At 58.0% G+C, this 25,917-nt stretch carries 28 protein-coding genes; 19 read left to right on the top strand and 9 right to left on the bottom strand.

Going from position 1 to position 25,917, the window contains the following annotated elements:
* Positions 1 to 10 precede the first annotated feature (10 nt).
* Positions 11 to 343 carry a DOPA 4,5-dioxygenase family protein gene (locus tag AC1ME2_RS13445; protein WP_480441806.1) on the top strand — a complete coding sequence of 111 codons (333 nt, stop codon included), beginning with the start codon at positions 11 to 13 and terminating at the stop codon, positions 341 to 343.
* A 61-nt stretch (positions 344 to 404) separates the two neighbouring features.
* On the opposite strand, the gene AC1ME2_RS13440 is transcribed toward AC1ME2_RS13445, so the two are convergent.
* From AC1ME2_RS13440 to trpB, 3 genes are all read right to left on the bottom strand, one after another.
* Positions 405 to 869 (bottom strand): anti-virulence regulator CigR family protein, encoded by a 465-nt coding sequence (locus AC1ME2_RS13440; protein ID WP_480441805.1) that lies wholly within the window; start codon positions 867 to 869, stop codon positions 405 to 407.
* 115 nt (positions 870 to 984) lie between these two features.
* Positions 985 to 1,803 carry a tryptophan synthase subunit alpha gene (trpA, locus tag AC1ME2_RS13435; RefSeq protein WP_480441804.1) on the bottom strand — a complete coding sequence of 273 codons (819 nt, stop codon included), beginning with the start codon at positions 1,801 to 1,803 and terminating at the stop codon, positions 985 to 987.
* Entirely contained in the window at positions 1,800 to 3,029 is a 1,230-nt protein-coding gene (gene trpB, locus AC1ME2_RS13430; RefSeq protein WP_480441803.1) for a tryptophan synthase subunit beta, read from the bottom strand. Before trpB ends, trpA begins: the two co-directional genes overlap by 4 nt.
* Positions 3,030 to 3,153: 124 nt before the next feature.
* Here trpB and AC1ME2_RS13425 point away from each other — a divergent pair, with 124 nt between their 5' ends.
* The gene (locus tag AC1ME2_RS13425) at positions 3,154 to 4,053 is read left to right on the top strand and encodes a LysR family transcriptional regulator (RefSeq protein WP_480441801.1); all 900 of its coding nucleotides are present in this window, start codon (positions 3,154 to 3,156) and stop codon (positions 4,051 to 4,053) included.
* A gap of 2 nt (positions 4,054 to 4,055) precedes the next feature.
* Here AC1ME2_RS13425 and AC1ME2_RS13420 read toward each other — a convergent pair whose 3' ends face one another.
* A complete protein-coding gene (locus tag AC1ME2_RS13420; protein WP_480441799.1) occupies positions 4,056 to 4,382 on the bottom strand; it encodes an ElaB/YgaM/YqjD family protein in 327 nt (108 codons plus the stop codon).
* A 154-nt stretch (positions 4,383 to 4,536) separates the two neighbouring features.
* On the opposite strand from AC1ME2_RS13420, the gene AC1ME2_RS13415 reads away from it, so the two are divergent.
* Together AC1ME2_RS13415 and AC1ME2_RS13410 are read left to right on the top strand one after the other, a co-directional pair.
* Positions 4,537 to 4,752 carry a dodecin gene (locus tag AC1ME2_RS13415; RefSeq protein WP_480441797.1) on the top strand — a complete coding sequence of 72 codons (216 nt, stop codon included), beginning with the start codon at positions 4,537 to 4,539 and terminating at the stop codon, positions 4,750 to 4,752.
* A gap of 134 nt (positions 4,753 to 4,886) precedes the next feature.
* Positions 4,887 to 5,111: a DUF1161 domain-containing protein gene (locus AC1ME2_RS13410; RefSeq protein WP_480441796.1), complete on the top strand. Its 225-nt coding sequence runs from the start codon at positions 4,887 to 4,889 to the stop codon at positions 5,109 to 5,111.
* Positions 5,112 to 5,168: 57 nt separating this feature from the next.
* Here the strand turns inward: AC1ME2_RS13410 and AC1ME2_RS13405 are convergent, their stop codons facing one another.
* Positions 5,169 to 6,170 carry an LLM class flavin-dependent oxidoreductase gene (locus tag AC1ME2_RS13405; RefSeq protein ID WP_480441795.1) on the bottom strand — a complete coding sequence of 334 codons (1,002 nt, stop codon included), beginning with the start codon at positions 6,168 to 6,170 and terminating at the stop codon, positions 5,169 to 5,171.
* A 237-nt stretch (positions 6,171 to 6,407) separates the two neighbouring features.
* On the opposite strand from AC1ME2_RS13405, the gene AC1ME2_RS13400 reads away from it, so the two are divergent.
* Both AC1ME2_RS13400 and AC1ME2_RS13395 read left to right on the top strand, forming a co-directional pair.
* Positions 6,408 to 6,839 (top strand): OsmC family protein, encoded by a 432-nt coding sequence (locus AC1ME2_RS13400; protein WP_480441794.1) that lies wholly within the window; start codon positions 6,408 to 6,410, stop codon positions 6,837 to 6,839.
* Positions 6,840 to 7,016: 177 nt separating this feature from the next.
* Positions 7,017 to 7,250 carry a DUF1161 domain-containing protein gene (locus AC1ME2_RS13395; protein ID WP_480441792.1) on the top strand — a complete coding sequence of 78 codons (234 nt, stop codon included), beginning with the start codon at positions 7,017 to 7,019 and terminating at the stop codon, positions 7,248 to 7,250.
* Here AC1ME2_RS13395 and AC1ME2_RS13390 read toward each other — a convergent pair whose 3' ends face one another.
* On the bottom strand, positions 7,251 to 7,661 hold the full coding sequence (locus AC1ME2_RS13390) for a PA0061/PA0062 family lipoprotein (protein WP_480441790.1): 411 nt from the start codon (positions 7,659 to 7,661) through the stop codon (positions 7,251 to 7,253).
* A gap of 96 nt (positions 7,662 to 7,757) precedes the next feature.
* On the opposite strand from AC1ME2_RS13390, the gene AC1ME2_RS13385 reads away from it, so the two are divergent.
* Positions 7,758 to 8,822 (top strand): aminopeptidase, encoded by a 1,065-nt coding sequence (locus AC1ME2_RS13385; RefSeq protein ID WP_480441788.1) that lies wholly within the window; start codon positions 7,758 to 7,760, stop codon positions 8,820 to 8,822.
* 173 nt (positions 8,823 to 8,995) lie between these two features.
* Here AC1ME2_RS13385 and AC1ME2_RS13380 read toward each other — a convergent pair whose 3' ends face one another.
* Positions 8,996 to 9,649, bottom strand: coding sequence for an HAD family hydrolase (locus AC1ME2_RS13380; RefSeq protein WP_480441786.1), 654 nt, complete (start codon positions 9,647 to 9,649; stop codon positions 8,996 to 8,998).
* A gap of 36 nt (positions 9,650 to 9,685) precedes the next feature.
* Positions 9,686 to 10,234, bottom strand: coding sequence for a gamma carbonic anhydrase family protein (locus AC1ME2_RS13375; RefSeq protein ID WP_480441784.1), 549 nt, complete (start codon positions 10,232 to 10,234; stop codon positions 9,686 to 9,688).
* 103 nt (positions 10,235 to 10,337) lie between these two features.
* Here AC1ME2_RS13375 and prlC point away from each other — a divergent pair, with 103 nt between their 5' ends.
* From prlC to AC1ME2_RS13335, 8 genes are all read left to right on the top strand, one after another.
* Positions 10,338 to 12,389 (top strand): oligopeptidase A, encoded by a 2,052-nt coding sequence (gene prlC / locus AC1ME2_RS13370; RefSeq protein WP_480441782.1) that lies wholly within the window; start codon positions 10,338 to 10,340, stop codon positions 12,387 to 12,389.
* Positions 12,386 to 12,673 carry a YheV family putative zinc ribbon protein gene (locus tag AC1ME2_RS13365; RefSeq protein WP_480441781.1) on the top strand — a complete coding sequence of 96 codons (288 nt, stop codon included), beginning with the start codon at positions 12,386 to 12,388 and terminating at the stop codon, positions 12,671 to 12,673. The genes prlC and AC1ME2_RS13365 overlap by 4 nt, the downstream gene beginning before the upstream one ends.
* Positions 12,674 to 13,067: 394 nt before the next feature.
* Entirely contained in the window at positions 13,068 to 13,814 is a 747-nt protein-coding gene (locus AC1ME2_RS13360) for a gluconate 2-dehydrogenase subunit 3 family protein (RefSeq protein ID WP_480441779.1), read from the top strand.
* A gap of 2 nt (positions 13,815 to 13,816) precedes the next feature.
* The gene (locus AC1ME2_RS13355) at positions 13,817 to 15,601 is read left to right on the top strand and encodes a GMC family oxidoreductase (RefSeq protein WP_480441778.1); all 1,785 of its coding nucleotides are present in this window, start codon (positions 13,817 to 13,819) and stop codon (positions 15,599 to 15,601) included.
* A gap of 12 nt (positions 15,602 to 15,613) precedes the next feature.
* A complete protein-coding gene (locus tag AC1ME2_RS13350; RefSeq protein ID WP_480441776.1) occupies positions 15,614 to 16,873 on the top strand; it encodes a c-type cytochrome in 1,260 nt (419 codons plus the stop codon).
* 90 nt (positions 16,874 to 16,963) lie between these two features.
* The gene (locus AC1ME2_RS13345; RefSeq protein ID WP_480441775.1) at positions 16,964 to 18,022 is read left to right on the top strand and encodes a PA0069 family radical SAM protein; all 1,059 of its coding nucleotides are present in this window, start codon (positions 16,964 to 16,966) and stop codon (positions 18,020 to 18,022) included.
* A 156-nt stretch (positions 18,023 to 18,178) separates the two neighbouring features.
* Positions 18,179 to 18,910, top strand: a complete 732-nt coding sequence (locus AC1ME2_RS13340) for a carbonic anhydrase (RefSeq protein ID WP_480441773.1) — start codon at positions 18,179 to 18,181, stop codon at positions 18,908 to 18,910.
* A gap of 115 nt (positions 18,911 to 19,025) precedes the next feature.
* Positions 19,026 to 20,552, top strand: a complete 1,527-nt coding sequence (locus AC1ME2_RS13335) for a SulP family inorganic anion transporter (RefSeq protein ID WP_480441772.1) — start codon at positions 19,026 to 19,028, stop codon at positions 20,550 to 20,552.
* A 38-nt stretch (positions 20,553 to 20,590) separates the two neighbouring features.
* On the opposite strand, the gene AC1ME2_RS13330 is transcribed toward AC1ME2_RS13335, so the two are convergent.
* Positions 20,591 to 21,244, bottom strand: a complete 654-nt coding sequence (locus AC1ME2_RS13330) for a hypothetical protein (RefSeq protein ID WP_480441770.1) — start codon at positions 21,242 to 21,244, stop codon at positions 20,591 to 20,593.
* 380 nt (positions 21,245 to 21,624) lie between these two features.
* Between AC1ME2_RS13330 and coxB the strand changes: the two genes are divergently transcribed.
* The 4 genes from coxB (at position 21,625) to AC1ME2_RS13310 (ending at position 25,917) form a co-directional block, all read left to right on the top strand.
* Positions 21,625 to 22,752, top strand: coding sequence for a cytochrome c oxidase subunit II (gene coxB / locus AC1ME2_RS13325; RefSeq protein WP_480441768.1), 1,128 nt, complete (start codon positions 21,625 to 21,627; stop codon positions 22,750 to 22,752).
* A 70-nt stretch (positions 22,753 to 22,822) separates the two neighbouring features.
* A complete protein-coding gene (ctaD, locus tag AC1ME2_RS13320) occupies positions 22,823 to 24,418 on the top strand; it encodes a cytochrome c oxidase subunit I (RefSeq protein WP_480441766.1) in 1,596 nt (531 codons plus the stop codon).
* A gap of 1 nt (position 24,419) precedes the next feature.
* On the top strand, positions 24,420 to 24,977 hold the full coding sequence (locus AC1ME2_RS13315; RefSeq protein ID WP_480441765.1) for a cytochrome c oxidase assembly protein: 558 nt from the start codon (positions 24,420 to 24,422) through the stop codon (positions 24,975 to 24,977).
* A gap of 52 nt (positions 24,978 to 25,029) precedes the next feature.
* A complete protein-coding gene (locus AC1ME2_RS13310; protein WP_480441764.1) occupies positions 25,030 to 25,917 on the top strand; it encodes a cytochrome c oxidase subunit 3 in 888 nt (295 codons plus the stop codon).

The following is a 25,917-nucleotide window of genomic DNA, read 5'->3' as shown; positions in this document are numbered from 1 at the left end:
AGATTGAGCAATGCAAGGTGTTGAGGGCTATCACGCCCACGTGTATTTCGACGCACAGACCATCGATCAGGCCCGCGCGTTGTGCGAAGAGGCTACGCAGCGTTTTGGGTTGAAGATGGGGCGGGTGCATGAAAAGCCGGTAGGCCCGCACCCGGACTGGAGTTGCCAGTTGGCGTTTGAACACGCTCAGTTGGCTGATGTTGTGCTGTGGTTGGCGCTTAATCGCAAGGGGTTGGGGGTGTTGCTACACCCGCTGACGGGCGATGACCTGGCTGACCACACGGAGCATGCAATCTGGATGGGGGCGGTGCGGGATCTGGACGTTTCGATGTTCAGGGGTTGAGAAGGTTAGTTAGCACGACGAATCTGTAGGAGCCAACAAGTTGGCTCCTACAGAGAATCAATCAGTTCAGCACGCCGTCGAGGATGGTGTAGATCACCCCGGTGGTCAACGCGATCAGTACCACATCGGGGCCAACCCGACGCCATTCATAACCGTCGTAGCGCGGCAGTTGTTCCAGCGCGCGCGGGTCCAGGGGTTCGCCGTAGCCGTAGGGCAGTGGCCGGCCGCGTTCGATATGGATGTTCGGTGGCAGAGGTCGGCCACGACCGATGAATTCGCGGTGGTCATGGAAGGACCGACGCGCTTCGTCAAAATTTTCTGGCGGGCGACGTGGGCCATGATCGTCACGACGATCATTGTGCTCATCGTGGCCGCGATTATCCTGGTTGCCATTACCTTGGTGATTTTCGCCCTGACGGCCTCCATCCTGGCCGCCACGCTGATCGCGTTCATCGGCATGCAACAACGGGCTGGCACTGATCATCAAGATGCCCAGGCCTGCAATCAAACGGGTTGGCAGTTTCATTTCTCGTTCCTCGAAATTCGGTCAGCAAAAAGGGGTTTAAGCCAATGGCTCTAAACCCCTTTCGCTTGTTACTTAGTGTGTCAGCCGAGATTTAAATTCCTCACACTCCAAATCTTTACTCTAAATTGACACGGGCCTTGCGCACGCCCTCGGCCAACGCTGCACACAAGCTCAAAACGCCGTCTATTGCCTGCTCCGGTGACGCTGCAGTGGCGATCTTGTCCACCAGTGCCGAGCCCACTACAACACCGTCAGCCAACCTGGCAATCGCGGCCGCCTGCTCTGGGGTCCGGATGCCGAAACCGACGCTGATCGGCAGATCGGTATGGCGACGCAAACGCTCGATGGCACCTTTGACCTGTTCGGTGGTGGCAGAGCCCGCACCGGTGACACCTGCGACCGACACGTAGTAAACGAAGCCGGAGCTGCGTTCCAGTACGCGTGGCAGGCGCACGTCATCGGTGGTCGGTGTGGTCAGGCGAATGAAGTCGATGCCCGCGGCCTGGGCCGGGGTTGCCAGTTCGGTGTCATGTTCTGGCGGCAGGTCGACGATGATCAAACCGTCGACGCCGACTTCTTTAGCCTGAGCGACGAACGCTTCGACGCCAAAGCGGTGAATCGGGTTGTAGTAACCCATCAGCACGATCGGTGTGGTCTGGTCATCGACGCGGAATTCGCGAACCATTTTCAGGGTTTTCACCAGCGTCTGCCCGGCGTCCAACGCACGCAGGGTAGCCAACTGGATCGCCACGCCATCAGCCATTGGATCGGTGAAGGGCATGCCCAGCTCGATCACATCGGCGCCAGCGGCCGGCAAACCTTTCAGGATCGCCAGCGAGGCCTCGTAGCCAGGGTCGCCGGCGGTAACGAAGGTCACTAAGGCTGCGCGGCCTTCGGTTTTTAGCTCGGCAAAACGTTGTTCCAGGCGGCTCATACCAGTTGCTCCTGAGTTTTGTCGTCGGCGGCCATGTGGCTCATCACGGTTTGCATGTCTTTGTCGCCACGGCCCGAGAGGCAGACCACCATCAAGTGGTCATCGCGCAGGTTGCTTGCACGTTTCATGGCTTCGGCCAGGGCGTGGGCGGTCTCCAAGGCGGGGATGATGCCTTCCAGGAGGCAGCAGTGGTGGAAGGCTTCGAGGGCTTCGTCATCCGTGATGCTGACGTATTCAACGCGCTTCACTTCGTGCAGGTAAGCATGCTCAGGGCCGATGCCAGGGTAATCCAGACCCGCTGAAATCGAGTGCGCATCAGCGATCTGGCCGTCGGCATCTTGCAGCAGATAGGTGCGATTGCCGTGCAAAACGCCGGGAACACCGCCGTTCAGGCTGGCGGCGTGCTTGCCAGTATGAATCCCGTGACCACCGGCTTCGACGCCGATGAGCTGGACGCTGGCGTCATTGAGGAACGAGTGGAACAGGCCCATGGCGTTGGAACCGCCACCCACACAGGCGATAAGGCTGTCTGGCAGGCGGCCCTCTTTTTCCTGCAGTTGTACTTTGGTTTCTTTGCCGATGATCGACTGAAAGTCGCGGACCATCGCCGGGTATGGGTGTGGGCCAGCCACGGTACCGATCATGTAGAAGGTATCGTCGACATTGGTCACCCAGTCGCGAAGGGCTTCGTTCATGGCGTCTTTCAGGGTGCCGGTGCCGGAGGTGACCGGGACGATTTCCGCGCCCAGCAGCCTCATGCGGAACACGTTGGCCTGTTGACGCTCGATGTCGGTGGCGCCCATATAGATCACGCACGGCAGACCGAAGCGGGCTGCGACGGTGGCGGTGGCCACGCCATGCATGCCCGCGCCAGTTTCAGCGATCAGGCGCTTCTTGCCCATGCGCTTGGCCAGCAACACCTGGCCGATGCAGTTGTTGATCTTGTGCGCGCCGGTGTGGTTCAGCTCTTCGCGCTTGAAGTAGATTTTCGCGCCGCCGCAATACTCGGTCAGGCGTTCAGCGAAATACAGCGGGTTCGGACGACCGATGTAGTCACGTTGGAAATAGGCCAGTTGCTCGATGAATTCGGGATCGATCTTGGCGGCTTCGTACTCGCGGTTCAGGTCGAGTACCAGTGGCATCAGGGTTTCAGCCACGTAGCGGCCACCGAATGAGCCAAACAGGCCGTTGGCATCAGGGCCGCTGCTGAAGTTAGTCTGGGTCATGGGACCTCCAGGTGGTTTGACGAAAAGGATTAGCCAGTCAGGCAATGAGTCCACTTTAACCAGCGCCAGCGTTGTTGAAAACCGATAAGATCGGCGCAACCTGTCAGGAAAACTCACATATACCATGCGCCGAGATCTCCCTCCCCTCAACGCCCTGCGCGCCTTCGAAGCCGCGGCGCGCTTGAACAGTGTCAGTCAGGCTGCCGAGCAACTGCACGTCACCCATGGTGCCGTCAGCCGCCAGCTCAAAGTGCTCGAAGAGCACTTGGGTTTGCCTTTGTTTGTCAAAGACGGGCGCGGCCTTAAACTCACAGATGCCGGCATTCGTTTACGCGACGCCAGTGGCGAGGCGTTCGAGCGTTTGCGTAACGTTTGCGCCGAGCTGACCCAAAGCGGCGCCGACGCCCCTTTCGTTCTGGGGTGTTCGGGCAGCCTGCTGGCACGCTGGTTTATTCCACGTCTGGGGCGACTGAATGCCGAGCTGCCGGATTTGCGTCTGCACTTATCGGCAGGCGAAGGCGATCTCGACCCTCGCCGACCGGGGCTGGACGCCTTGCTGATCTTCGCCGAGCCGCCATGGCCTGGGGACATGCAGGTCTATGAACTGGCCAGCGAACGTATCGGTCCGGTCCTCAGCCCACGGTTTGCGCGTTTCGAGCAACTGCGCCAGGCGCCGGCGCAGGCGCTGCTGGGTGAAGCATTGCTGCAAACGACGTCACGACCGCAAGCGTGGCCTAGTTGGGCGCAACAAAACGGCATCGAGCCTGATGCGTTGCATTACGGGCAGGGTTTCGAGCATTTGTATTATTTGCTGGAGGCTGCCGTCGCCGGATTGGGCATCGCTATTGCCCCGGAACCGTTGGTTGCCGATGACCTGCGCGCCGGACGCCTGGCTGCGCCATGGGGCTTCAGTGAAACCCCGGCGCAACTAGCGCTGTGGGTGCCTAAGCGCGCCGCAGACGGGCGTGCCCAGCAGTTGGCGCAGTGGCTCAAGACCGAGCTAAAGCGTGCTGCCAGAGACTGAGATCAGTTAGCCCGTTTGCACAACAGATAGGCGGCCAGCAGGCCGACTGCGCCGAGTGCAACACCGGCGGTTGTCCAGGGGTGTTCTTGGGCGTAATCGCGGGTAGCGACACTGGTTTCGCGGGTCTTTTCTTTGACGTCTTCGTACACATCGCTGAGCAGGTGGCGTGAATGGCTCAGTGCGCTTTCGGCGTTGGCTTTCAGGGCTTTCAGGGTTTTGTGCGACTCTTCCGAGGCGTCGGCTTTAAGGCTCTCAAGGGACTTGAGAAGACTTTCAATTTCGGCTTCCATGCTTTGCAACGAGGCTTTACGTAAGGAGGTGTTGGCCATGGTGGATCTCCTGCATTGATGAGAGGCATGTGTTGTTTCCGACTGCAATGTTGCAGGAAAGTGCAGTACGTATGAGCGTTTCAAAAGATTTTGCCCACAAAGCAGTGAGCAATTTCACTGCTACGCTCTTACCGACACCTTCAGGAGAACTGCCATGACTGATCACCATACGTACAAGAAAGTCGAGCTGGTCGGCTCGTCGTCCACCTCCATCGAAGACGCGATCAATAACGCAATCACTGAAGCCGCCAAAAGCATCAAGCTCTTGGAGTGGTTCGAGGTGCTGGATACCCGTGGTCACATCAGAGATGGCAAAGTTGCGCACTATCAGGTCACGTTGAACGTCGGTTTCCGAATTGCGAATAGCTGATTGCTGAACTTTTACGCTGGCCGATTGCCATAATTTCTGCTGCACGCAAAGAACCCGCTGTCGAGAAACCGTTGGCGTGGCTAAGGACTTGGGTTGTTTTTCAACCTGGTTAACCTAACGAGGGAGTGTGACCAATGAAGATGTTTCTATTGGCGGTTGGTTTGTTGAGCATCGCTGGAACGGCGATGGCTGCTGGCAAATCCTGTGATGATTTGAAGTCGGAAATCGACGCAAAGATTAAGGCGAAAGGGGCATCGTCCTACACATTGGAGGTCGTCGCCAAAGGCAGCGCGGCCGGCGGCAAAGTCGTCGGCACCTGTGAAGGCGGCGCCAAGAAAATCGTGTACAAGCGCGGCTGATGGGTTACAGGCTCATAAAAAACCGACGCACATGGCGTCGGTTTTTTTTGCCTGGATTTAGCCCTGCACCGTTTGCGCCAGAACTTCATACGAGTGCAGCCGGTCCGCGTGCTCATACAGGTCGCAGGTGAAGATCAATTCATCGGCTTGGGTTTGCTCCAGCAGCACGTCCAGTTTGGCGCGGATTTTCTGTGGACCACCGACCATCGCCAGGCCGAGGAAACTCGCGACCGCTTCGCGCTCATGGGGCAACCACAGGCCGTCCATGGTTTTGACGGGTGGGCGTTGCATCAGGCTTTGGCCGCGCATCAATGCCAAAATCCGCTGATAGACCGACGTCGCCAGGTAATCCGCGTGTTCATCGGTATCGGCAGCCACCAATGGCACGCCGAGCATGACATACGGCTTTTCCAAAAAGGCCGAAGGCTTGAAATGATTGCGGTAGACGCGGATGGCTTCGTGCATATAACCCGGTGCGAAGTGTGAGGCGAAGGCGTAGGGCAGGCCACGTTCCCCTGCTAGCTGCGCGCTGAACAAGCTGGAACCCAACAACCAGACCGGGACATTAGTGCCCGAACCGGGCACGGCGATCACTTTTTGATCAGGTGTGCGCGGGCCGAGATAACGCAGCAGTTCGGTAACGTCTTCAGGGAAATCGTCGGCACTGCCGGAACGCTCGCGACGCAGGGCACGAGCGGTCATTTGATCGGAGCCTGGTGCGCGGCCCAAGCCCAAATCGATCCGGTTCGGGTACAGGCTGGCGAGGGTGCCGAATTGTTCTGCGATGATGAGGGGGGCATGGTTAGGCAGCATGACACCGCCCGCCCCGACGCGAATCGTCGAGGTGCCGCCGGCCAGGTAGCCGAGCAACACCGCAGTCGCCGAACTGGCGATGCCGTCCATGTTGTGGTGCTCGGCGACCCAGAAGCGGTTGTAACCGAGTTTTTCAACATGCTGTGCCAGATCCAGCGAATTACGCAGAGACTGCGCCGGGCCGGCATCCTGACGCACGGGCACCAGATCGAGGGTTGAGATTTTGATATCCGCTAAACGTTTCATAAGCCGCTAAATAGCCTCTGGAGTATTTTGTGCAGGCTTGGTCCATGACGTCCGATGATGACCAAAACCCACCCTGATCTCTAAAAAGTGTGGGCAGATCTCTGAGTTTCAATGGCAGGCTCGGAAAAGACCTACTGAAATACTAGGTTTTTCCGACAGTTGAACTTTATCGAGACGACGATCCTCAGAACCTTATCCCCTGTGCGAACCCCTCGCACACTGTCATGAGGAGATACTATGAGCATCATCAAAAAAGCATCGGCACATTGGGAAGGCGATCTGAAAAGCGGTATTGGCAGCCTCTCTACCGAAACCAATGTCCTTAATAAAGCCCCCTATGGCTTCAAGGCGCGCTTTGAAGGCGGCAAGGGCACCAACCCGGAAGAGCTGATCGGCGCGGCCCACGCGGGCTGCTTCTCCATGGCGTTGTCGATGATTCTCGGCGAAGCCAATCTGAAAGCCGACAGCATCGACACCGAAGCCGCTGTGACGCTGGAGCAATCGGCAGGTGGTTTTGATATCACCGCCGTGCACTTGATTCTCAAAGCGAAAATTCCCGGCGCCACGCAGGCGCAGTTCGACGAACTGACGAAGAAAGCCAAAGAAGGCTGCCCGGTGTCCAAAGTGCTGAAGGCTAAAATCACCCTGGATGCGACGTTGGTCAGCTAATTGATCTCGTTGCCACGACCACGCTCGCACAGCTCAGCCTGTGCGGGCTGTTCACTCGCCCTCCACTCCAGTCTCCAGAACATCTATTTGCGTTGCACGTGGCCGACCTGATGAAAGACGAATGGATCGTCGCAGCTTTAGCACAGTACTCTGTACGTTGTATCGAAGGAGTCGAGCATGAAACGTTTCGTTTTAGCTGTTATCTGTACCCTGTCAGCTACCAGCACGTTGGCGGCAGTCAAACCCTGCGAAGAACTCAAGGCCGAGATAGAGGCTAGAGTTCAGGCCAATAAAGTAAACTCCTACACCCTGGAAATCGTCAGCAATGACGAGGTGCATGACCAGAATATGGTCGTCGGCACCTGCGACGGCGGTACAAAAAAAATCATCTACCAAAAGAACGACAAATGATCACAGGCAGGTGACCTCGCGGTCTTCGGCGACGATCTGGCGCTGGGCGTCATACAGACGGCCGCTGATGGTGATGCCGGCCGAACGTCCTTCAAGACGATAATGTTGCCCTGGGGCGAAGTGGTCGTAGCGCAGGACGATGTAGCACGTCCGCGACGTGCTTTCCATGAGCCCACCAAACCCACCGCCGTAGATCTCATAGTCATAGCGCATCTGCAATTCGTGGCTGCCGGGTGTCACCTGAAAGTAACGCCCGTCGTCCAGGCGCTTGCCGTCGAGTTTGTCGGCCATCACCAGGTCCCCGGTGTAGGTGAACATATCGACCCATGCCTGCTGTGGATCAACCGGCGGCAAAGGGCTGGCGCAACCGGCAAGGGCAATCAGGGCGGTTATCAACAGTGGCTGACGCATGACAGGCTCCGCGATCGAACAGGTGTCGGTGATAGTTGCGTCAGGGCCGGGCTGTCCGGCATAAACGCATACTGAATAAGACATTAAGGGTGGGGCATGATTCGACGCGACGCATTGTTTTTCTGCCGTGGTTTTACCCTGCTGACGTTGCTGCTGCTTGGCGGCTGCTCCAGCATCAATTACTACGGCCAATTGGCCAGCGGCCAATGGCGCTTGCTGCACGCCCGCGAGCCGGTGGCCGAGATCATCGCCGACCCAAGCCGCGACCCGACGTTACGCGAGCATCTGGTTAAGTCGCAGCAGGCCCGGGTTTTCGCCAGCCGCCAGTTGCACCTGCCGGATAACCTGAGCTATCGCTTGTATGTCGATGTCGGCCGGCCTTATGTGGTGTGGAATGTGTTCTCTACCGCAGAGTTCTCGCTGGACCCGGTTACCCATTGCTTTCCCATCGCGGGGTGCATCGCCTATCGCGGTTATTACAGCCAAAGCGGGGCCAGAGGAGAGGCTGCGTTGCAGCGTCAGGCCGGCATGGACGTCTACCTGAGCGGGGTCGAAACCTATTCCACTTTGGGCTGGTTTGACGATCCAATCCTGAGCTCAATGCTGAGTCGTGGCGATGAGCGCATGGCGGTGCTGATTTTCCATGAGTTGGCGCATCAGCGCTTCTATGTGAAGGACGACACCGAGTTCAACGAATCCTACGCCAACTTCGTCGAGCAGGAAGGCGGCCGTCAATGGCGCGTCGCGCGGGGGTTAGCCCCGCAAAGCCTGTCGGCGTTGAAACAAAACGATCAATTTATTCAACTGGTGCTGGATACGCGGGAACGGTTGAAAAAACTCTACGCTCAGCCACTCTCGGCCGACGTCATGCGAGCGCGCAAAGCGGCCGAGTTCGAGCAACTGCGCAGTGCTTATCGTCAGATGCGCGATACGCAGTGGGGCGGCGATAGACGTTTCGATCCCTGGATCAATGCCCCCATGAACAACGCCAAGCTGCTGCCGTTCGGGCTGTATGACCAATTTTTGCCGGCATTTGCCGCGCTGTACAAGCAGGTCAACGGTGACTGGCCCGCGTTCTACACTGCAGTGGAAAAGCTGGGCGGGCTGCCGGTGCAACAGCGCAAGCTGGCGCTGCGGAGGCTGGCAGGATCAGACACATGACTGTAGGAGCTGCCGAAGGCTGCGATAAGCCGGGGTCGCGGGCGACCGGAACGGCCTTCAGAAGATCAAATACAACGGCCGGTTCCCGACCGATCGCAGCCTTCGGCAGCTCCTACATTTGCGATCGACACACTTCCCGGCACTCATTCATGTCACCGCAGGTTTTGCGGCAATTACGCCATCTTCAAAAACGCCGCATGCAACTCGGCCAACGTCGCGAAGTGGTAGGTCGGCGACTCCGCCATCAACTCTTCATGACTGCCAAACCCATAACCCACGGCCACCACGTCGAGGCCATTACGCTGGGCCCCGATCAAGTCGTGTTTGCGATCACCGATCATCAACGTCTGCTTCGGGTCGAGACCCTCTTCAGCCAGCAGATGGCGGATCAGCTCGACTTTGTCGGTGCGGGCGCCGTCCAGCTCGCTGCCGTAGATCACCTTGAAATGCTTGGCAAAGTCGAAATGCCGGGCGATTTCACGGGCGAAGACCCACGGTTTGGAGGTCGCGATATACAGAGCACGGTCCTGGCTGGCGAGGGTTTCCAATAGCCCGAATACACCGTCGAATACCTCGTTCTCATACAGCCCGGTGACCTTGAAGCGCTCGCGATAAAACCCCACCGCTTCCCAGGCTTTGGCTTCGTCGAAGTCGTAGAACTGCATGAACGCCTGCAACAAGGGTGGACCGATAAAGTGTTCGAGCCTGGTCAGGTCAGGCTCATCGATACCCAGGCGGCTCAACGCGAACTGGATCGAGCGAGTTATCCCCAGGCGTGGGTCGGTCAGGGTGCCATCGAGGTCGAACAGAATATTCTGGTAATGCATGAGAATCCTAAAGAGGGCCTGTGGATAACGTATCTGTCAGAACGGCTGATCATAACCTTCGGCCAAGTGCTGATCCTTGAGCTTCACGTAATTGCTGGCGCTGTAACTGAAGAAGGCCCGCTCTTTGTCTGTCAGCGCCCGCACCTGTTTCACCGGGCTGCCGACATACAGGAACCCGCTCTCCAAGCGCTTGCCCGGTGGCACCAGACTCCCGGCACCGATGATTACCTCGTCCTCGACCACCGCACCGTCCATAACGATGCTGCCCATGCCGATCAAGATGCGATTACCGACCGTGCAGCCATGCAGCATGACTTTATGGGCTATGGTCACTTCATCGCCGATCAGCAGGGGGAAGCCGTCCGGGTTGAACGGGCCCGCATGGGAAATGTGCAGCACGCAGCCGTCCTGGATGCTGGTGCGCGCGCCTATGCGGATGTGGTGCATGTCGCCGCGAATTACGGTTAGCGGCCAGATCGAACTGTCAGCGCCGATCTCGACATCGCCGATCACCACCGCCGAATGATCGATAAACGCACGCTCGGCGAGCACTGGAATGTGGTTCTGGTATTTGCGAATAGTCACGATAGGTTACTTCTCTAAGACTTATAGATGGGTCTAAGTGCTGCGGTCAGCGCCGATTGTAATTAAGATGTGCCAGTGATTCTTCCAGCCAAGGTGCCAAACCGTGAGCGCGAACAACCCTCTTTTGCAGCCGTATGACCTGCCACCGTTCTCGGCGATCCGTGCCGAGCACGTCAAACCGGCGATTGAACAGATCCTTGCCGACAACCGCAGCGCGATTGCCGAGATCCTCATCACCGAGGGTAAACAGCCGACCTGGGCCGGGCTGATCCTGGCCATGGACGAGCTCAATGACCGCCTGGGTGCTGCCTGGAGCCCGGTCAGTCATCTGAATGCCGTGTGCAACAGCGCCGAATTGCGTGAGGCCTATGAGTCTTGCCTGCCAGCGTTGAGCGCCTACTCTACCGAGATGGGCCAAAATCGCGAACTGTTCCAGGCCTTCGAGGCATTGGCCAACAGCCCGGAAGCCGCAGGCTTCGATGTGGCGCAAAAAACCATTATCGAGCACTCGTTGCGTGATTTCCGCCTGTCGGGTATCGATTTGCCGCCTGCACAGCAACAGCGTTATGCCGAGGTGCAGAGCAAATTGTCTGAGCTGGGCAGCCGCTTCTCCAACCAACTGCTCGACGCGACACAGGCGTGGACCAAGCTCGTCACCGACGAAGCCGCCCTCGCCGGCCTGACGGACTCAGCCAAAGCGCAAATGGCCGCTGCCGCCAAGGCCAAGGATCTCGAGGGTTGGTTGATCAGCCTGGAATTCCCGAGCTACTACGCGGTGATGACTTACGCCGAAGACCGTGCCCTGCGTGAAGAAATTTACGCGGCGTACTGTACCCGAGCTTCCGATCAAGGCCCGAATGCCGGTCAGAATGACAACGGTCCGGTCATGGAAGACATCCTCGACCTGCGCCGTGAACTGGCCCAGTTGCTCGGGTTCGCCAGCTTCTCCGAGCTGAGCCTGGCGACCAAGATGGCTGAGACCAGCGATCACGTGTTGAGTTTCCTGCGCGATCTGGCCAAGCGCAGCAAGCCGTTCGCCGTTCAAGACCTGCAACAGCTCAAGGCTTATGCCGCCGAGCAGGGTTGCGCCGATCTGCAAAGCTGGGACAGTGGTTTCTACGGAGAAAAACTCCGCGAGCAACGCTACAGCGTCTCCCAGGAAACCCTGCGCGCCTACTTCCCTATCGATAAAGTGCTGAGCGGCCTGTTCGCTATCGTGCAGCGCCTGTATGGCATCGAAATCGCCGAGCAAACAGGCTTCGACACCTGGCACCCGGATGTTCGCCTGTTCGAAATCAAAGAGAACGGCCAGCACATCGGGCGCTTCTTCTTCGACCTCTATGCGCGTGCCAACAAACGTGGCGGCGCCTGGATGGACGGTGCGCGGGATCGTCGTCGTACCGCTAAAGGTCAGCTGCAAAACCCGGTGGCGAACCTGGTGTGCAACTTCACCCCGGCCGTTAGCGGCAAGCCTGCGCTATTGACCCACGATGAAGTCACCACCCTGTTCCACGAATTCGGTCATGGCCTGCATCACCTGCTGACTCGCGTTGAACACGCGGGCGTTTCCGGGATCAACGGCGTGGCGTGGGATGCGGTCGAGTTGCCAAGCCAGTTCATGGAGAACTGGTGCTGGGAGCCTGAAGGTCTGGCGCTAATTTCGGCTCATTACGAAACCGGCGATGCGCTGCCACAAGACTTGCTGGAAAAAATGCTGGCCGCAAAGAACTTCCAGTCCGGGCTGATGATGGTTCGCCAATTGGAATTTTCGCTGTTCGATTTCGAACTGCACGCCACCCATGGCGACGGTCGCAGTGTGCTGCAAGTGCTTGAGGGCATCCGCGATGAAGTGTCGGTGATGCGTCCGCCGGCCTATAACCGCTTCCCCAACAGCTTCGCGCACATCTTTGCCGGCGGTTATGCCGCGGGTTACTACAGCTACAAGTGGGCTGAAGTATTGTCGGCCGATGCCTTCTCGAAGTTCGAGGAAGAAGGTGTGTTCAACGCCGACACCGGTCGTGCCTTCCGCGAAGCGATTCTGGCGCGTGGTGGCTCTCAGGAGCCGATGGTGCTGTTCGTCGACTTTCGCGGACGTGAGCCCTCGATTGACGCACTCTTGCGCCATTCAGGCTTGAGCGAGGGCGTGGCACTATGACCGAGGCATCGGTAACGATCACTAAAAGACGCTTTATCGCCGGGGCTGTCTGCCCGGCGTGCAGCGAGCCCGACAAGTTGATGATGTGGAACGAGAATGACGTCCCTCACCGCGAATGCGTGAGCTGCGGTTACTCCGACACCCTCAACGAGCAGGGGCTGTCCGTGCCCAAAGAACTCGGCACGCGGGTCAACAAACCCGTAGTGAAACCGGCAGATCCAAAGGTGCAGGGCGTGCAGTTTTTTCCTAATCCGAAGCTGAAAAAGCCGGTCGATCCGAGTTAGATCGCGCCACGATATTCGTAGGCAAGCCTGCTCCCACAGAAAATAACAGACTGTGTGGGAGCAGGCTTGCGACTACGCGTCCCGCTGCGAATCCTCTCTGCCACACATCCTTTCTCAAAACATGACCTAGTCTCTCAGGGGGACAGTCATGGCCTTTTTTCGCCTAAAAGAACGGTTATTTTGAAGCTGATACCGGTTTCATTTGTCGGAATAATCTGATTTTTGACGCTGAAACGATTTTTCTTATTGTTAGCCTGCTACCATTTGTAACTTAAGTTTGCCGGCGTGTTCTGTAATTCAAGTCGTGACACCTTGTCTGTGCGACCCAACAGCCCCGAAAAGACTGGCCGCCCAAGAGCGGCTCCTTAACCGTGATCGCAAGATGAGGTCTCCCATGTCTGAGCAAGACAACCCGCGGCGTGAGTTTCTGCGCAAAACCCTGACGCTGATCCCCGTGGTGACGGTCGCCAGTGCCGGTTTCGGTCTGGGCAGTAGCGTCGTATTGGCCCAGCCATCGATTGTGACCACCGCCACGCCGCCACCCGAAGCCCCGGCCCGTAACGCGGTGTACGAGCCAAGTTACTTCACGGCGCAAGAATGGGCCTTCATCAAGGCGGCGGTCGCGCGCCTGATTCCGGCTGACGAGCAAGGCCCTGGCGCCCTTGAAGCCGGCGCGCCGGAATATATTGATCGGCAGATGAACACGCCGTATGCCAGCGGTGCGCTGTGGTTCATGCAAGGGCCTTTCGTGGCTGATGCCCCGCCGGAAATGGGCTGGCAGAGCAAGCTGGTGCCCAAGGAAATCTACCGTCTGGGCATCGCCGCCTGCGACGTTTGGTGCAAACAGCAACACGGCAAAGTCTTCGCCGAGTTGAGCCCGTCTGCGCAGGACGAGGCACTCAAGCAGCTGGAAGCTGACGAGGCGACGCTCGATAGCGTGCCGCCGAGCCTGTTTTTCAATCTGCTGCTGCAAAACACCAAGGAGGGGTTTTTCTGCGACCCGATCCACGGTGGCAATAAGGGCCTGGTCGGCTGGACTATGGTCGGTTTCCCAGGCGCTCGCGCCGACTTCATGGATTGGGTCGAACGCAACGAACCCTACCCATTCCCGGCAGTGTCCATTCGCGGCGAGAGGGCTTGAGTATGGCAACCGTCATGAAGAAGGTTGATGCAGTGATCATCGGCTTTGGCTGGACCGGCGCAATCATGGCCAAAGAGCTCACCGAAGCCGGGCTCAATGTGCTTGCCCTTGAACGCGGGCCGATGCAAGACACCTACCCGGACGGCAACTACCCACAGGTGATCGACGAACTGACCTACAGCGTGCGCAAAAAGCTGTTTCAGGACATCTCCAAGGAAACCGTGACCATCCGGCACAGCGTCAATGACGTAGCCCTGCCCAACCGCCAGCTCGGTGCGTTTTTGCCCGGCAACGGTGTGGGCGGCGCTGGTTTGCATTGGTCTGGCGTGCACTTTCGTGTCGACCCGATCGAGCTTCGCATGCGCAGTCATTACGAAGAACGTTACGGCAAAAGCTTCATTCCCAAGGACATGACTATTCAGGATTTCGGCGTCAGCTACGAAGAGCTGGAGCCGCACTTCGACTTCGCCGAAAAAGTTTTCGGCACCTCCGGTCAGGCGTGGACGGTCAAGGGCGAAAATGTCGGCCAGGGCAAAGGTGGCAATCCATATGCGCCTGATCGCTCCGATCATTTCCCACTGGTGCCGCAGAAAAGAACCTACTCCGCGCAGCTGTTTCACACAGCCGCAGGCGTAGCGGGCTACAAACCGTATGACCTGCCCTCGGCCAACACCTCCGGGCCCTACACCAACCCTTATGGCGCGCAGATGGGGCCGTGCAACTTCTGCGGATTTTGCAGCGGGTACGTGTGCTACATGTATTCCAAAGCCTCGCCCAACGTGAATATCCTGCCCGCGCTCAAACAGACCCCGACGTTCGAGCTACGGCCCAACTCCCATGTGCTGCGGATCAACCTCGACAGCAGCAAAACCAAGGCCACGGGTGTGACCTACGTCGATGCGCAGGGCCGCGAAATCGAGCAGCCGGCCGATCTGGTGATCCTCGGTTCTTTCCAGTTCAACAACGTGCGGATGCTGCTGCTTTCCGGTATCGGCAAACCGTACGACCCCAAGACTGGCGAAGGTGTGGTCGGCAAAAACTTTGCGTACCAGAACATGGCCACTATCAAGGCGTTTTTCGACAAAGACGTGTACACCAACAACTTCATCGGCGCGGGTGGTGCGGGTGTTGCGATCGATGACTTCAATGCGGACAACTTCGACCACGGGCCGCACGGCTTTGTGGGGGGCTCACCGATGTGGGTCAATCAGGCCGGTAGCCGACCGATTGCCGGTACGTCCAACCCGCCGGGAACGCCAGCCTGGGGTAGCGCCTGGAAGCGCACCACCGCCGATTTTTATTCGCACCAAGTGTCGATGGACGCCCACGGCGCGCATCAATCCTACCGGGGTAACTACCTGGATCTCGACCCGACCTACCGTGATGTCTACGGGCAGCCCTTGTTGCGCATGACCTTCGATTGGCAGGAAAACGACATCAAAATGAACCAATTCATGGTCTCGAAATTGAGCAAAATTGCCGAAGCCATGAACCCCAAAGCCATCGCGTTGCTGGGCAAAAAAGTGGGCGACCACTTCAACACGGCCGCCTACCAGACCACCCACCTTAACGGTGGCGCGATCATGGGCACCGACCCGAAAACCAGTGTGATCAATCGCTACCTGCAAAGCTGGGACGTGCATAACGTTTTCGTCCCAGGGGCTTCCGCTTTCCCACAGGGCCTTGGTTATAACCCGACAGGTCTGGTGGCTGCGTTGACCTACTGGTCGGCCAAGGCGATTCGCGAGCAGTACCTGAAAAACCCAGGCCCGCTGGTTCAGGCATAAGGAGCGATGATCATGAAAAACCTGCTTATCGCGACCCTGGCCCTGTGTTTTGGCGTCCCTGCGCTCGCTGCTGATAACCCGGATTCGGCGTTGATCAAACAGGGCGAATACCTGGCGCGTGCCGGTGACTGCGTGGCGTGCCACACCGCTAAGGATGGCAAGCCATTCGCCGGTGGGCTGCCTATGGACACGCCGATTGGCACGATTTACTCGACCAACATTACCCCGGATAAAACCGGCATAGCCGTCTATAGCTTCGAAGACTTCGACAAAGCTGTGCGTCAGGGGGTCTCAAAAAGTGGCAGTACCTTGTACCCCGCCATGCCGTATCCGTCGTATGCGCGTGTGACCGAAGCCGACATGCACGCGTTGTATGCCTACTTCATGAAAGGCGTTGCGCCTGTCGTGCAGGACAACAAGGACGTCGACATCCCTTGGCCATTGAGCATGCGCTGGCCGTTGGCAGGCTGGCGCTGGGTATTCGCGCCGAAGGTCGAGGCCTACCAGGCGCCGGCCGCGCAGGATGCAGTGGTCAGTCGCGGCGCGTACCTGGTTGAAGGCCTTGGCCACTGTGGCGCGTGCCATACACCACGGGCCATCACCATGCAGGAAAAAGCCCTCAGCGCGAATGAAGGCAATAAATTCCTGTCCGGCAGCGCACCGCTTGAGGGCTGGATCGCCAAAAACCTGCGCGGCGATCATAAAGATGGCTTGGGCAGTTGGTCCGAGGCGCAACTGGTGCAGTTCCTTAAAACCGGTCGCAGTGAACGCAGCGCAGTGTTCGGTGGCATGACTGACGTGGTCGTACACAGCATGCAATACATGAGCGATGAAGATTTGACCGCCATCGCCCGCTACCTGAAGACCCTGCCCGCCAACGACCCTAACGATCAGCCTCATCAATACAATGAGCAGGTCGCAAAAGCGCTGTGGAAAGGCGATGACAGCAAAGCCGGCGCTGCGGTGTATATCGACAACTGCTCAGCCTGTCACCGCACTGACGGGCATGGTTATGCCCGTGTGTTCCCGGCGCTTGCAGGCAACCCGGTGTTACAGTCCGAAGACGCGACCTCGTTGATTCACATCGTCCTCAAAGGCGGCACATTGGCGGCGACCCATACGGCGCCCTCGACCTTTACCATGCCCGCCTACGCCTGGCGCTTGTCGGATCAACAGGTGGCTGATGTGGTCAATTTCATCCGCAGCAGTTGGGGTAATCAGGCGGGCGTGGTGACGGCGGGGGATGTCGCAAGCATTCGTAAGGCGGGTTGATTAATGTGTGGGGGACCGCTCGCCCGGCGGTGCTAGGCAAACGGGCTGATCGCGGATACTGTACGCATAGACAGTATCCGGAGAGCCATCATGTCCACTGCTCTGCCCCCGCGCGGACGCGGAACCGCCAGCAATCCACACAATCGTTTCGCGCCCAACCGCTCGGTCGCGGAGGATGATGGCTGGTATCAGGAAGTGCCCCTGACCCAAGGCACCGAGGTGCGCAGCGAGACGGCGAAAACCATTATTACGCGCAACACCTCGCCGGACATTCCTTTCGACCGCTCCATCAATCCTTATCGCGGCTGTGAGCACGGTTGCATTTATTGCTATGCGCGGCCCAGCCACGCTTATTGGGACCTGTCGCCTGGGCTGGATTTCGAAACCAAATTGATCGCCAAGACCAACGCTGCTGCGGTGTTGGAGCAACAGTTGTCCAAGCCGGGATACCGCTGCGCGCCGATCACGCTGGGGTCCAACACCGATCCTTATCAGCCGATTGAGCGTGAATACAAAATCACCCGCGCGACCTTGGAAGTGTTGCTGCGCTATCGTCATCCAGTAACGATCATCACCAAGGGTTCGCTTATTCTGCGTGACCTCGATTTACTCGCCGAGTTGGCGAAGCAGCGGCTGGTGTCGGTGTTTATCAGCCTGACAACGCTCGATGATGAACTCAAACGCATCCTTGAGCCTCGTGCGGCTGCGCCCAAGGCGCGCTTGAGGGCGATTCGGGTGATGCGCCAGGCAGGCATTCCCGTTGGCGTGTTGTGCGCGCCCATGATCCCGATGATCAACGACAGCGAGCTGGAACGCTTGCTGACCGAAGCTAAAGCGGCTGGCGCATTGAGTGCAGGCTACGTAATGCTGCGTTTGCCGTTGGAGGTCGCCCCGTTGTTCGAGGAGTGGCTTCAGGCGCACTATCCACAGCGAGCGGCGCATGTCATGAGCCTGATTCGGCAGAGTCGTGGTGGCGAGGTGTATGACAGCCGCTTTGGCGTGCGGATGCGCGGTGAAGGACCGTTCGCCGATTTGCTGGCCCAGCGCTACAGTGTCGCGATTAAACGGCTGGGCTTGAACCGGCGCGAAGGCTTTGATCTGGATTGCGAGGCGTTTTGTCCACCAGGAGGGCAGATGTCGTTGTTGTAGCGTGGGGCTCTCCATTGATCTCGGGAACCGCGGGCTAGAGCGTTATATTAAGTTTCAATTAAGCTTGGACGGCTACTGTCGACCCTGGAGTGACTGATCAGTCGCGCTCCAGAAGCAGCAGGAAAATCCACATCAATCCGTCAGAGAGAACCAGACATGAGTGACATGGATAAACAGCCTTCGGCTGCGTCGGCCAGTGCCTTGCCAGAGGCGGAAAGTGCCGAGGCAGCGCTTCAGCATATCGTTGACGGCTTTTTGCATTTTCGTCATGAGATTTTTCCGCAGCAGGAAGAGCTCTTCAAGAAACTCGCCACGGCCCAGCGTCCTCGGGCCATGTTCATCGCCTGCGCCGATTCACGCATCGTCCCTGAGCTGATCACCCAAAGCGCCCCTGGCGACTTGTTCGTTACCCGCAACGTCGGGAATGTCGTGCCACCTTACGGCCAGATGAATGGCGGCGTTTCCACCGCCATTGAATACGCAGTCATTGCCTTGGGCGTGCAGCACATCATCATCTGTGGGCATTCCGATTGCGGCGCCATGCGCGCTGTCCTCAATCCTCAAACCCTGGAAAAAATGCCTACGGTCAAGGCATGGCTGCGGCACGCCGAAGTCGCGAAGACGGTGGTTGAAGACAACTGCCATTGCGCCGACGAACAGGAAAGCATGCACGTGTTGACCCAGGAAAACGTCATCGCCCAGTTGCAGCATTTGCGCACGCACCCTTCGGTGGCGTCGAAGATGGCCAGCGGTCACTTGTTCATCCACGGTTGGGTTTACAGCATCGAGACCAGCGAAATCCTGGCTTACGATGCCGCGCAAGACCGATTCCTGCCGCTCGATGGCACCCATCCGATACCGGTTGCGACGCCCAGGGCACGGTTTTAGGCGCTCGTATCTGATTAACGGCTGACTTTAACCCCCCCCCGATTGGGCCTCTAGCGGCAGCGCTTCCTATGCGCTGGCGGGCCTAGTCACGTCTGAAGAATCCCGGAGAGTCGTCATGGGTACTGCAGAACTGAAATCCGTTTTGCCTCGGGAGCTATTGGCTTCCGTGGTGGTGTTCCTGGTCGCCCTGCCGTTGTGCATGGGTATTGCCATTGCCTCGGGCATGCCGCCCTCCAAAGGGCTGATCACCGGCATCATCGGTGGTCTGGTGGTGGGTTGGCTGGCTGGCTCGCCGTTGCAGGTCAGCGGTCCGGCAGCCGGTTTGGCGGTCCTGGTATTCGAAGTGGTTCGCGAGCACGGGATGGGGATGTTGGGACCCATCTTGCTTCTGGCGGGACTACTGCAAGTTTTAGCGGGACGCTTCAAGCTGGGCTGCTGGTTTCGGGTCACAGCACCTGCGGTGGTCTACGGCATGCTCGCCGGGATTGGCGTGTTGATCGTCCTGTCGCAAGTGCATGTGATGTTTGACGGCGGACCCAAACCGTCTGGGCTGGATAACCTCATCGGGTTCCCGGCGACCCTGGCCCAGGCTATCGGGCCGGGCACCGGCTTGCAGGCCGGGATGCTCGGGTTGGGTACGATTGTGGTGATGTGGTTGTGGGACAAATGGCGACCAAAGGCGTTGCGCTTTGTACCCGGCGCTTTACTGGGTGTCGGTCTCGCCACCGTTACCAGTCTGGTGTTTGCCTTGCAGATCAAGCGCGTCGAGGTGCCCGCCAATCTCGCTGAAGCCATTGACTGGTTGCGCCCCGCCGACCTGCTGAGTCTGGCGGATCCGGGCATTCTGATCGCGGCCTTCGCAGTGGCCTTTATCGCCAGTGCCGAGACGTTGCTGTCCGCCGCTGCGGTTGATCGCATGCATAACGGTCCTCGTTCGGATTTCGATCGGGAACTGACCGCCCAAGGGGTTGGCAACATGCTTTGCGGTTTGCTCGGCGCACTGCCGATGACCGGGGTGATTGTGCGCAGCTCGGCCAACGTACAGGCAGGCGCTCGCACTCGGCTGTCGGCGGTTTTCCACGGTGTCTGGTTATTGGCCTTCGTGTTGCTGCTGTCCAGCGTGCTGCAAAGCATTCCGGTCGCCAGCCTGGCGGGCGTGCTGGTTTACACCGGGTTGAAACTGGTCGACCTCAAGGCCTTTCGCGGGCTGGGTCGCTACGGGCGGATGCCGATGTTTACCTATGCGGCAACCGCAGTGGCGATCATCTTTACGGATCTGTTGACCGGGGTGTTGATCGGTTTCGGTCTGACCTTGGCCAAACTGGCCTGGAAAGCCTCTCGTTTGAAGGTCAGCCTGATTGATCTTGATGCCGAGGGGCAGATGGAGCTGCGTCTGATGGGGGCTGCGACCTTCCTTAAAGTTCCGATGCTGACTCGGGTTCTGGGGACGATCCCGCACGGCAGCACCGTGCATGTACCGCTCAGTAACCTGAGTTATATCGATCACTCGTGTCTTGAGCTGCTTGAAGAGTGGGGGCGCGCCAATGCGGCCACAGGCTCGCGTTTGGTCATCGAACCTCATGGCCTTAAGCGTCGACTGGAAGGGCGATTGCGCACGACGGCGGGCCTCGGTTCGGCCTGAGTCGTGCGCGGTATGGCAGTGCGCTGCAAGCAATGGTGTCAGTGGGTGTGGTTTTGCTCTAAACCCAGCCCAACGCCCAATTGGCGCGACAGGCACGGCCAACGCTTCCAAGCAGCTTCGGTGTTCGGGCTGCTCAAGCGCTCGCGATAGGCTTCGACGGACTCGAGCGCAAAGCTTTCATCGTTGAGCATTTCGTCCACGGCAAGATGGACGGCCTCATCCAGTTGGTTGGCGAAATCTTCGCCGATCAACCGATGGGCGATTACGCTGGCCACCGTGGTATTGGAGGGGATCAGCGGCTGGCCAAAATGCTTGATATAGAGGTCATTCACCTCTTCGACCAGGCGATGCGCCAGATAGGCTTCGTCCAACAGACTGTCCAGACCTGCATGGCCCTCCATGATCGCCGGTGGCTTAAGGAAAAAATGTTCGGCGATCTTCAATACCGGTTTGATTTGATCCTCGATACCGGCCTCGAGTGCAACCTCATGGGCGGCGTCAAGCAGGTCCGGAACCAGATCGATATAAGCGGCAACAAAACGTGTCAAAACTCCCTTTGCGTCCAATTCAGGTAGGTGAATGGCAGGGTGAAGGTGCGGCAATTGAGTTTCCAGCTGGCGCGACAATTGGCCGGTTTTGGCCTCATGTTGATGCGCACGTTGAATCTGCTCGCGCAAAGCGGCGGTGTTCATGACGGCTCCTGAAGACAGTGAAACAAGGTTGAAAAGAAAACGAAGTCATACGTTAGCTTGCTTGTAAAATTTGTTAAGACGCATTTGTCATAACAAATTCATATTTATGTGAATCAGATATATAAAGCGTCCAGTTTCGTTACATTTATCGCGCCCGATATAGCCCCGAATTGACAATTTAGCCAGCTAACTAGTTTTCCCTGATCGCATGGCGAGGTTTGAGTCGCTGTCTATACTCGGGTCTGAAGGAAGTTTAGCTGGTGACGCCCGACTGCATTTGCAGCCCTGGCCCCGGCCGTCAAGCGACCATTCTTGACAGCCGCTCCCTTGGCCGCAGGTGAAAGCCGGCGGGATAATAAGAACGATAAGGGGAACCCGCAATGATGCGACATCCACATGTCTGGATGGGCCTCCTGTTGTGGTCGATATTCAACCAGGCGCAAGCCGCCTGGACCACGAATATGGCGCCTGGAGCGACTGAAGTCAGTCACGAAGTATTCGACCTGCACATGACCATCTTCTGGATATGTGTAGTTATTGGCGTTGTGGTATTTGGCGCCATGTTCTGGTCGATGATTGTTCACCGTCGCTCCACCGGTCAGGTGGCGGCTAAGTTCCACGAGAGTACGACAGTCGAGATTCTCTGGACGGTTGTGCCACTTATCATCTTGATAGTAATGGCTATTCCGGCAACCAAGACGATGATCAGGATGTACGACACCAGTGAGTCGGCGCTTGATATCCAGATCACCGGTTATCAGTGGAAATGGCATTACAAGTACCTGGGACAGGATGTTGAGTTCTTCAGCAACTTGGCGACCCCGGCTGATCAGATTCATAACAAAGAAGCCAAGGGCGAAAATTACCTGCTGGAAGTCGACGAACCATTGGTGCTGCCAGTGGGCGTGAAGATACGCTTTTTGGTGACCGCCGCCGACGTGATCCATTCCTGGTGGGTACCGGCCTTTGCGGTCAAACGCGACGCCATTCCGGGGTTCATCAACGAAGCCTGGACCCGTATCGACAAGCCCGGCATCTACCGCGGCCAATGTTCTGAGCTGTGCGGCAAGGACCACGGCTTTATGCCAATTGTGGTCGAGGCCAAATCCCAGGCCGATTTCGACACCTGGCTGGCCGGACGCAAGGCAGAGACCCTGAAACTTAAAGAGCTGACCAGCAAGGACTGGACCCTGGACGAGTTGGCTGCCCGTGGCGACAAGGTTTACCACACCACCTGCGTGGCCTGTCACCAGGCTGAAGGTCAGGGTTTACCACCGATGTTCCCCGCGCTGAAAGGCTCGAAAACAGTCACCGGTCCCAAGGAAGGCCACTTGAGTACGGTCTTCCATGGTCGCCCAGGTACTGCGATGGCAGCGTTTGGCAAACAGCTTTCCGAGGTGGACATTGCGGCGGTGGTTACCTATGAGCGTAACGCTTGGGGTAACAACAAAGGCGACATGGTCACCCCGAAAGACGTGCTGGCTCTGAAACAGGCGGACAGCAAATGACCCCTTCAATTGCCTATTCCTCACGTTTCGCCCTGGTGCATTTGGCTCCCCGTTTTGCAGGAGACAGGACATGAGTGCAGTGATCGATGACCATGGCCACGCCGGCCATGACGACCACGCTCACGGCCCCGCAAAAGGCCTGATGCGTTGGGTGCTGACGACCAACCACAAAGACATTGGCACGCTGTACCTGTGGTTCAGCTTCTGCATGTTTTTGCTGGGTGGCTCTTTCGCCATGGTGATCCGCGCCGAGCTGTTTCAGCCGGGCCTGCAAATCGTCGAGCCGGCGTTCTTCAACCAGATGACCACCATGCACGGGCTGGTGATGGTGTTCGGTGCCGTGATGCCAGCGTTCGTTGGTCTCGCCAACTGGATGATCCCGTTGATGATCGGTGCGCCGGACATGGCCTTGCCGAGGATGAACAACTTCAGCTTCTGGTTGCTCCCGGCCGCTTTCCTCTTGCTGGTGTCGACGCTGTTCATGCCCGGTGGCGGCCCGAACTTCGGCTGGACCTTCTACGCACCGCTCTCGACGACCTATGCGCCGCCGAGCGTGACATTTTTCATCTTCGCCATCCACATGATGGGCATCAGTTCGATCATGGGCGCCATCAACGTGATCGCGACCATTCTCAACCTGCGCGCGCCCGGCATGACCTTGATGAAAATGCCGCTGTTCGTCTGGACCTGGCTGATCACGGCCTTCCTGCTGATCGCGGTGATGCCGGTGCTGGCGGGTTGCGTGACCATGATGTTGATGGACATCCACTTCGGCACAAGCTTCTTCAGTGCCGCGGGTGGTGGTGATCCGGTGTTGTTCCAGCATGTTTTCTGGTTCTTCGGGCACCCTGAGGTATACATCATGATCCTGCCGGCATTCGGCGCGGTCAGTTCGATCATCCCGACTTTTTCGCGCAAACCACTGTTTGGCTACACCTCGATGGTCTACGCCACGGCGAGCATCGCCTTTCTGTCGTTCATCGTCTGGGCGCACCACATGTTTGTGGTCGGTATCCCGCTGGTGGGCGAGTTGTTCTTCATGTACGCCACCTTGCTGATCGCCGTGCCCACCGGGGTCAAGGTGTTCAACTGGGTCAGTACCATGTGGCAGGGCTCGCTGACCTTCGAGACCCCGATGCTGTTTGCGGTGGCGTTCGTGATCCTGTTCACGATTGGTGGCTTCTCCGGGCTGATGCTGGCGATTGCCCCGGCAGACTTCCAGTATCAGGACACCTACTTCGTGGTCGCGCATTTTCACTATGTACTGGTGCCGGGCGCGATCTTCGGGATCTTCGCGTCAGCCTACTACTGGCTGCCGAAATGGACCGGGCACATGTACGACGAGACCCTTGGCAAGCTGCATTTCTGGCTGTCATTCGTGGGCATGAACATGGCCTTCTTCCCGATGCACTTCCTTGGGCTGGCCGGTATGCCGCGCCGGATTCCGGATTACAACCTGCAGTTCGCCAACTTCAACATGGTGTCGTCCATCGGTGCGTTCACCTTTGGCGCGACGCAGATTTTCTTCCTGTTCATCGTGATCAAGACCATTCGTGGGGGGCCGCCTGCCCCGGCCAAGCCGTGGGAGGGAGCGGATGGGCTGGAGTGGAGTATTCCTTCACCGGCGCCGTATCACACCTTCACCACCCCTCCAGAAGTGAAATGAGATGAACGAAGCGCGCTCGATCAAGCGCTTGGTGATCCGCCTTCTGGTGTTGGTGGCGGTGATGTTCGCGTTCGGCTTTGCCTTGGTGCCTATGTATGACGTGATGTGCAAAGCGCTCGGCATCAATGGCAAGACGGGCGACAAATATGAAGGGTCGCAGGTCGTTGATTTGAGCCGTCAGGTGGAGGTGCAGTTTGTCTCGAGCAACAACGCGGACATGTCCTGGGACTTCTATCCCAAGGGTGATGAGCTGGTGATACATCCCGGTGCAGTCAACGAGATGCTGTTCGTGGCCCATAACCCGACCAATAAGGTCATGAAAGCGCAGGCCATTCCGAGCATTTCACCGGGCGAGGTCGCGGTGTACTTCCACAAAACCGAATGCTTTTGCTTCACCCAGCAAACGCTACAGCCAGGGGAGCGAATTGAAATGCCAGTGCGCTTCATCGTCGACCGCGACCTGCCCCAGGACGTGAAAAAATTGACGCTTGCTTACACGCTTTTCGATATCACCGCTCGCTCGCCGCCGGTTGCCCATGTTGCAAGCAACGGTGGTTAGGCTCAATGGCGAGCAGTCGTCATCCAGGGCGCCCGATAAGGAGAACAATAAGATGGCAATTCACGAGCACTACTACGTTCCCGCGCAAAGCAAATGGCCGATCATTGCCACGGTGGGCATGTTTATTACTATGTTCGGCCTGGGCACCTGGTTCAACGATATGAAGGCAGGCCACCCCGAATCCCACGGGCCGCTGATCTTTTTCGTCGGCGGACTGCTGTTGGCCTACATGCTGTTCGGCTGGTTCGGCACCGTGATCAAGGAAAGCCACGCCGGTTTGTTCAGTGCGCAGATGGACCGCACGTTCCGCTGGGGCATGACCTGGTTCATCTTTTCCGAAGTGATGTTCTTTATCGCCTTCTTTGGTGCCCTGTTCTACGTGCGCAACATGTCCGCCCCATGGCTCGGAGGGGAAGGCTCCAAGGGGATCGCGCATATGCTCTGGCCTAATTTCCAGTACGCCTGGCCGCTGCTGAATACCCCTGACCCAAAACTCTTCCCGGGCCCCAGGGAGATCATCAATCCGTGGCACCTGCCGCTGATCAATACCATCTTGTTGGTCAGCTCCAGTGTCACGGTCACCATTGCCCACCACGCGCTGAAAAAAGGTCATCGCGGCGCCCTGAAAATCTGGCTGGCGCTGACGGTCTTGCTCGGGTTGAGCTTTCTGACGTTGCAGGCTTCGGAATATATCGAGGCTTACCACGAGCTGGGCCTGACCTTGGGTTCAGGTGTCTATGGCGCGACCTTTTTCATGCTTACCGGGTTTCACGGGGCCCACGTCACCATCGGCACCATCATTCTGTTTGTGATGCTGATGCGGGTGATGCGCGGGCATTTTGATGCCGAGCATCAATTCGGTTTCGAGGCGGCCAGTTGGTATTGGCACTTTGTCGACGTGGTGTGGATCGGACTGTTTGTCTTCGTGTATGTGCTTTAG

This window comes from Pseudomonas sp. ASL9 (assembly GCF_056680335.1).
This window is presented reverse-complemented; position numbering and strand designations above follow the sequence as displayed.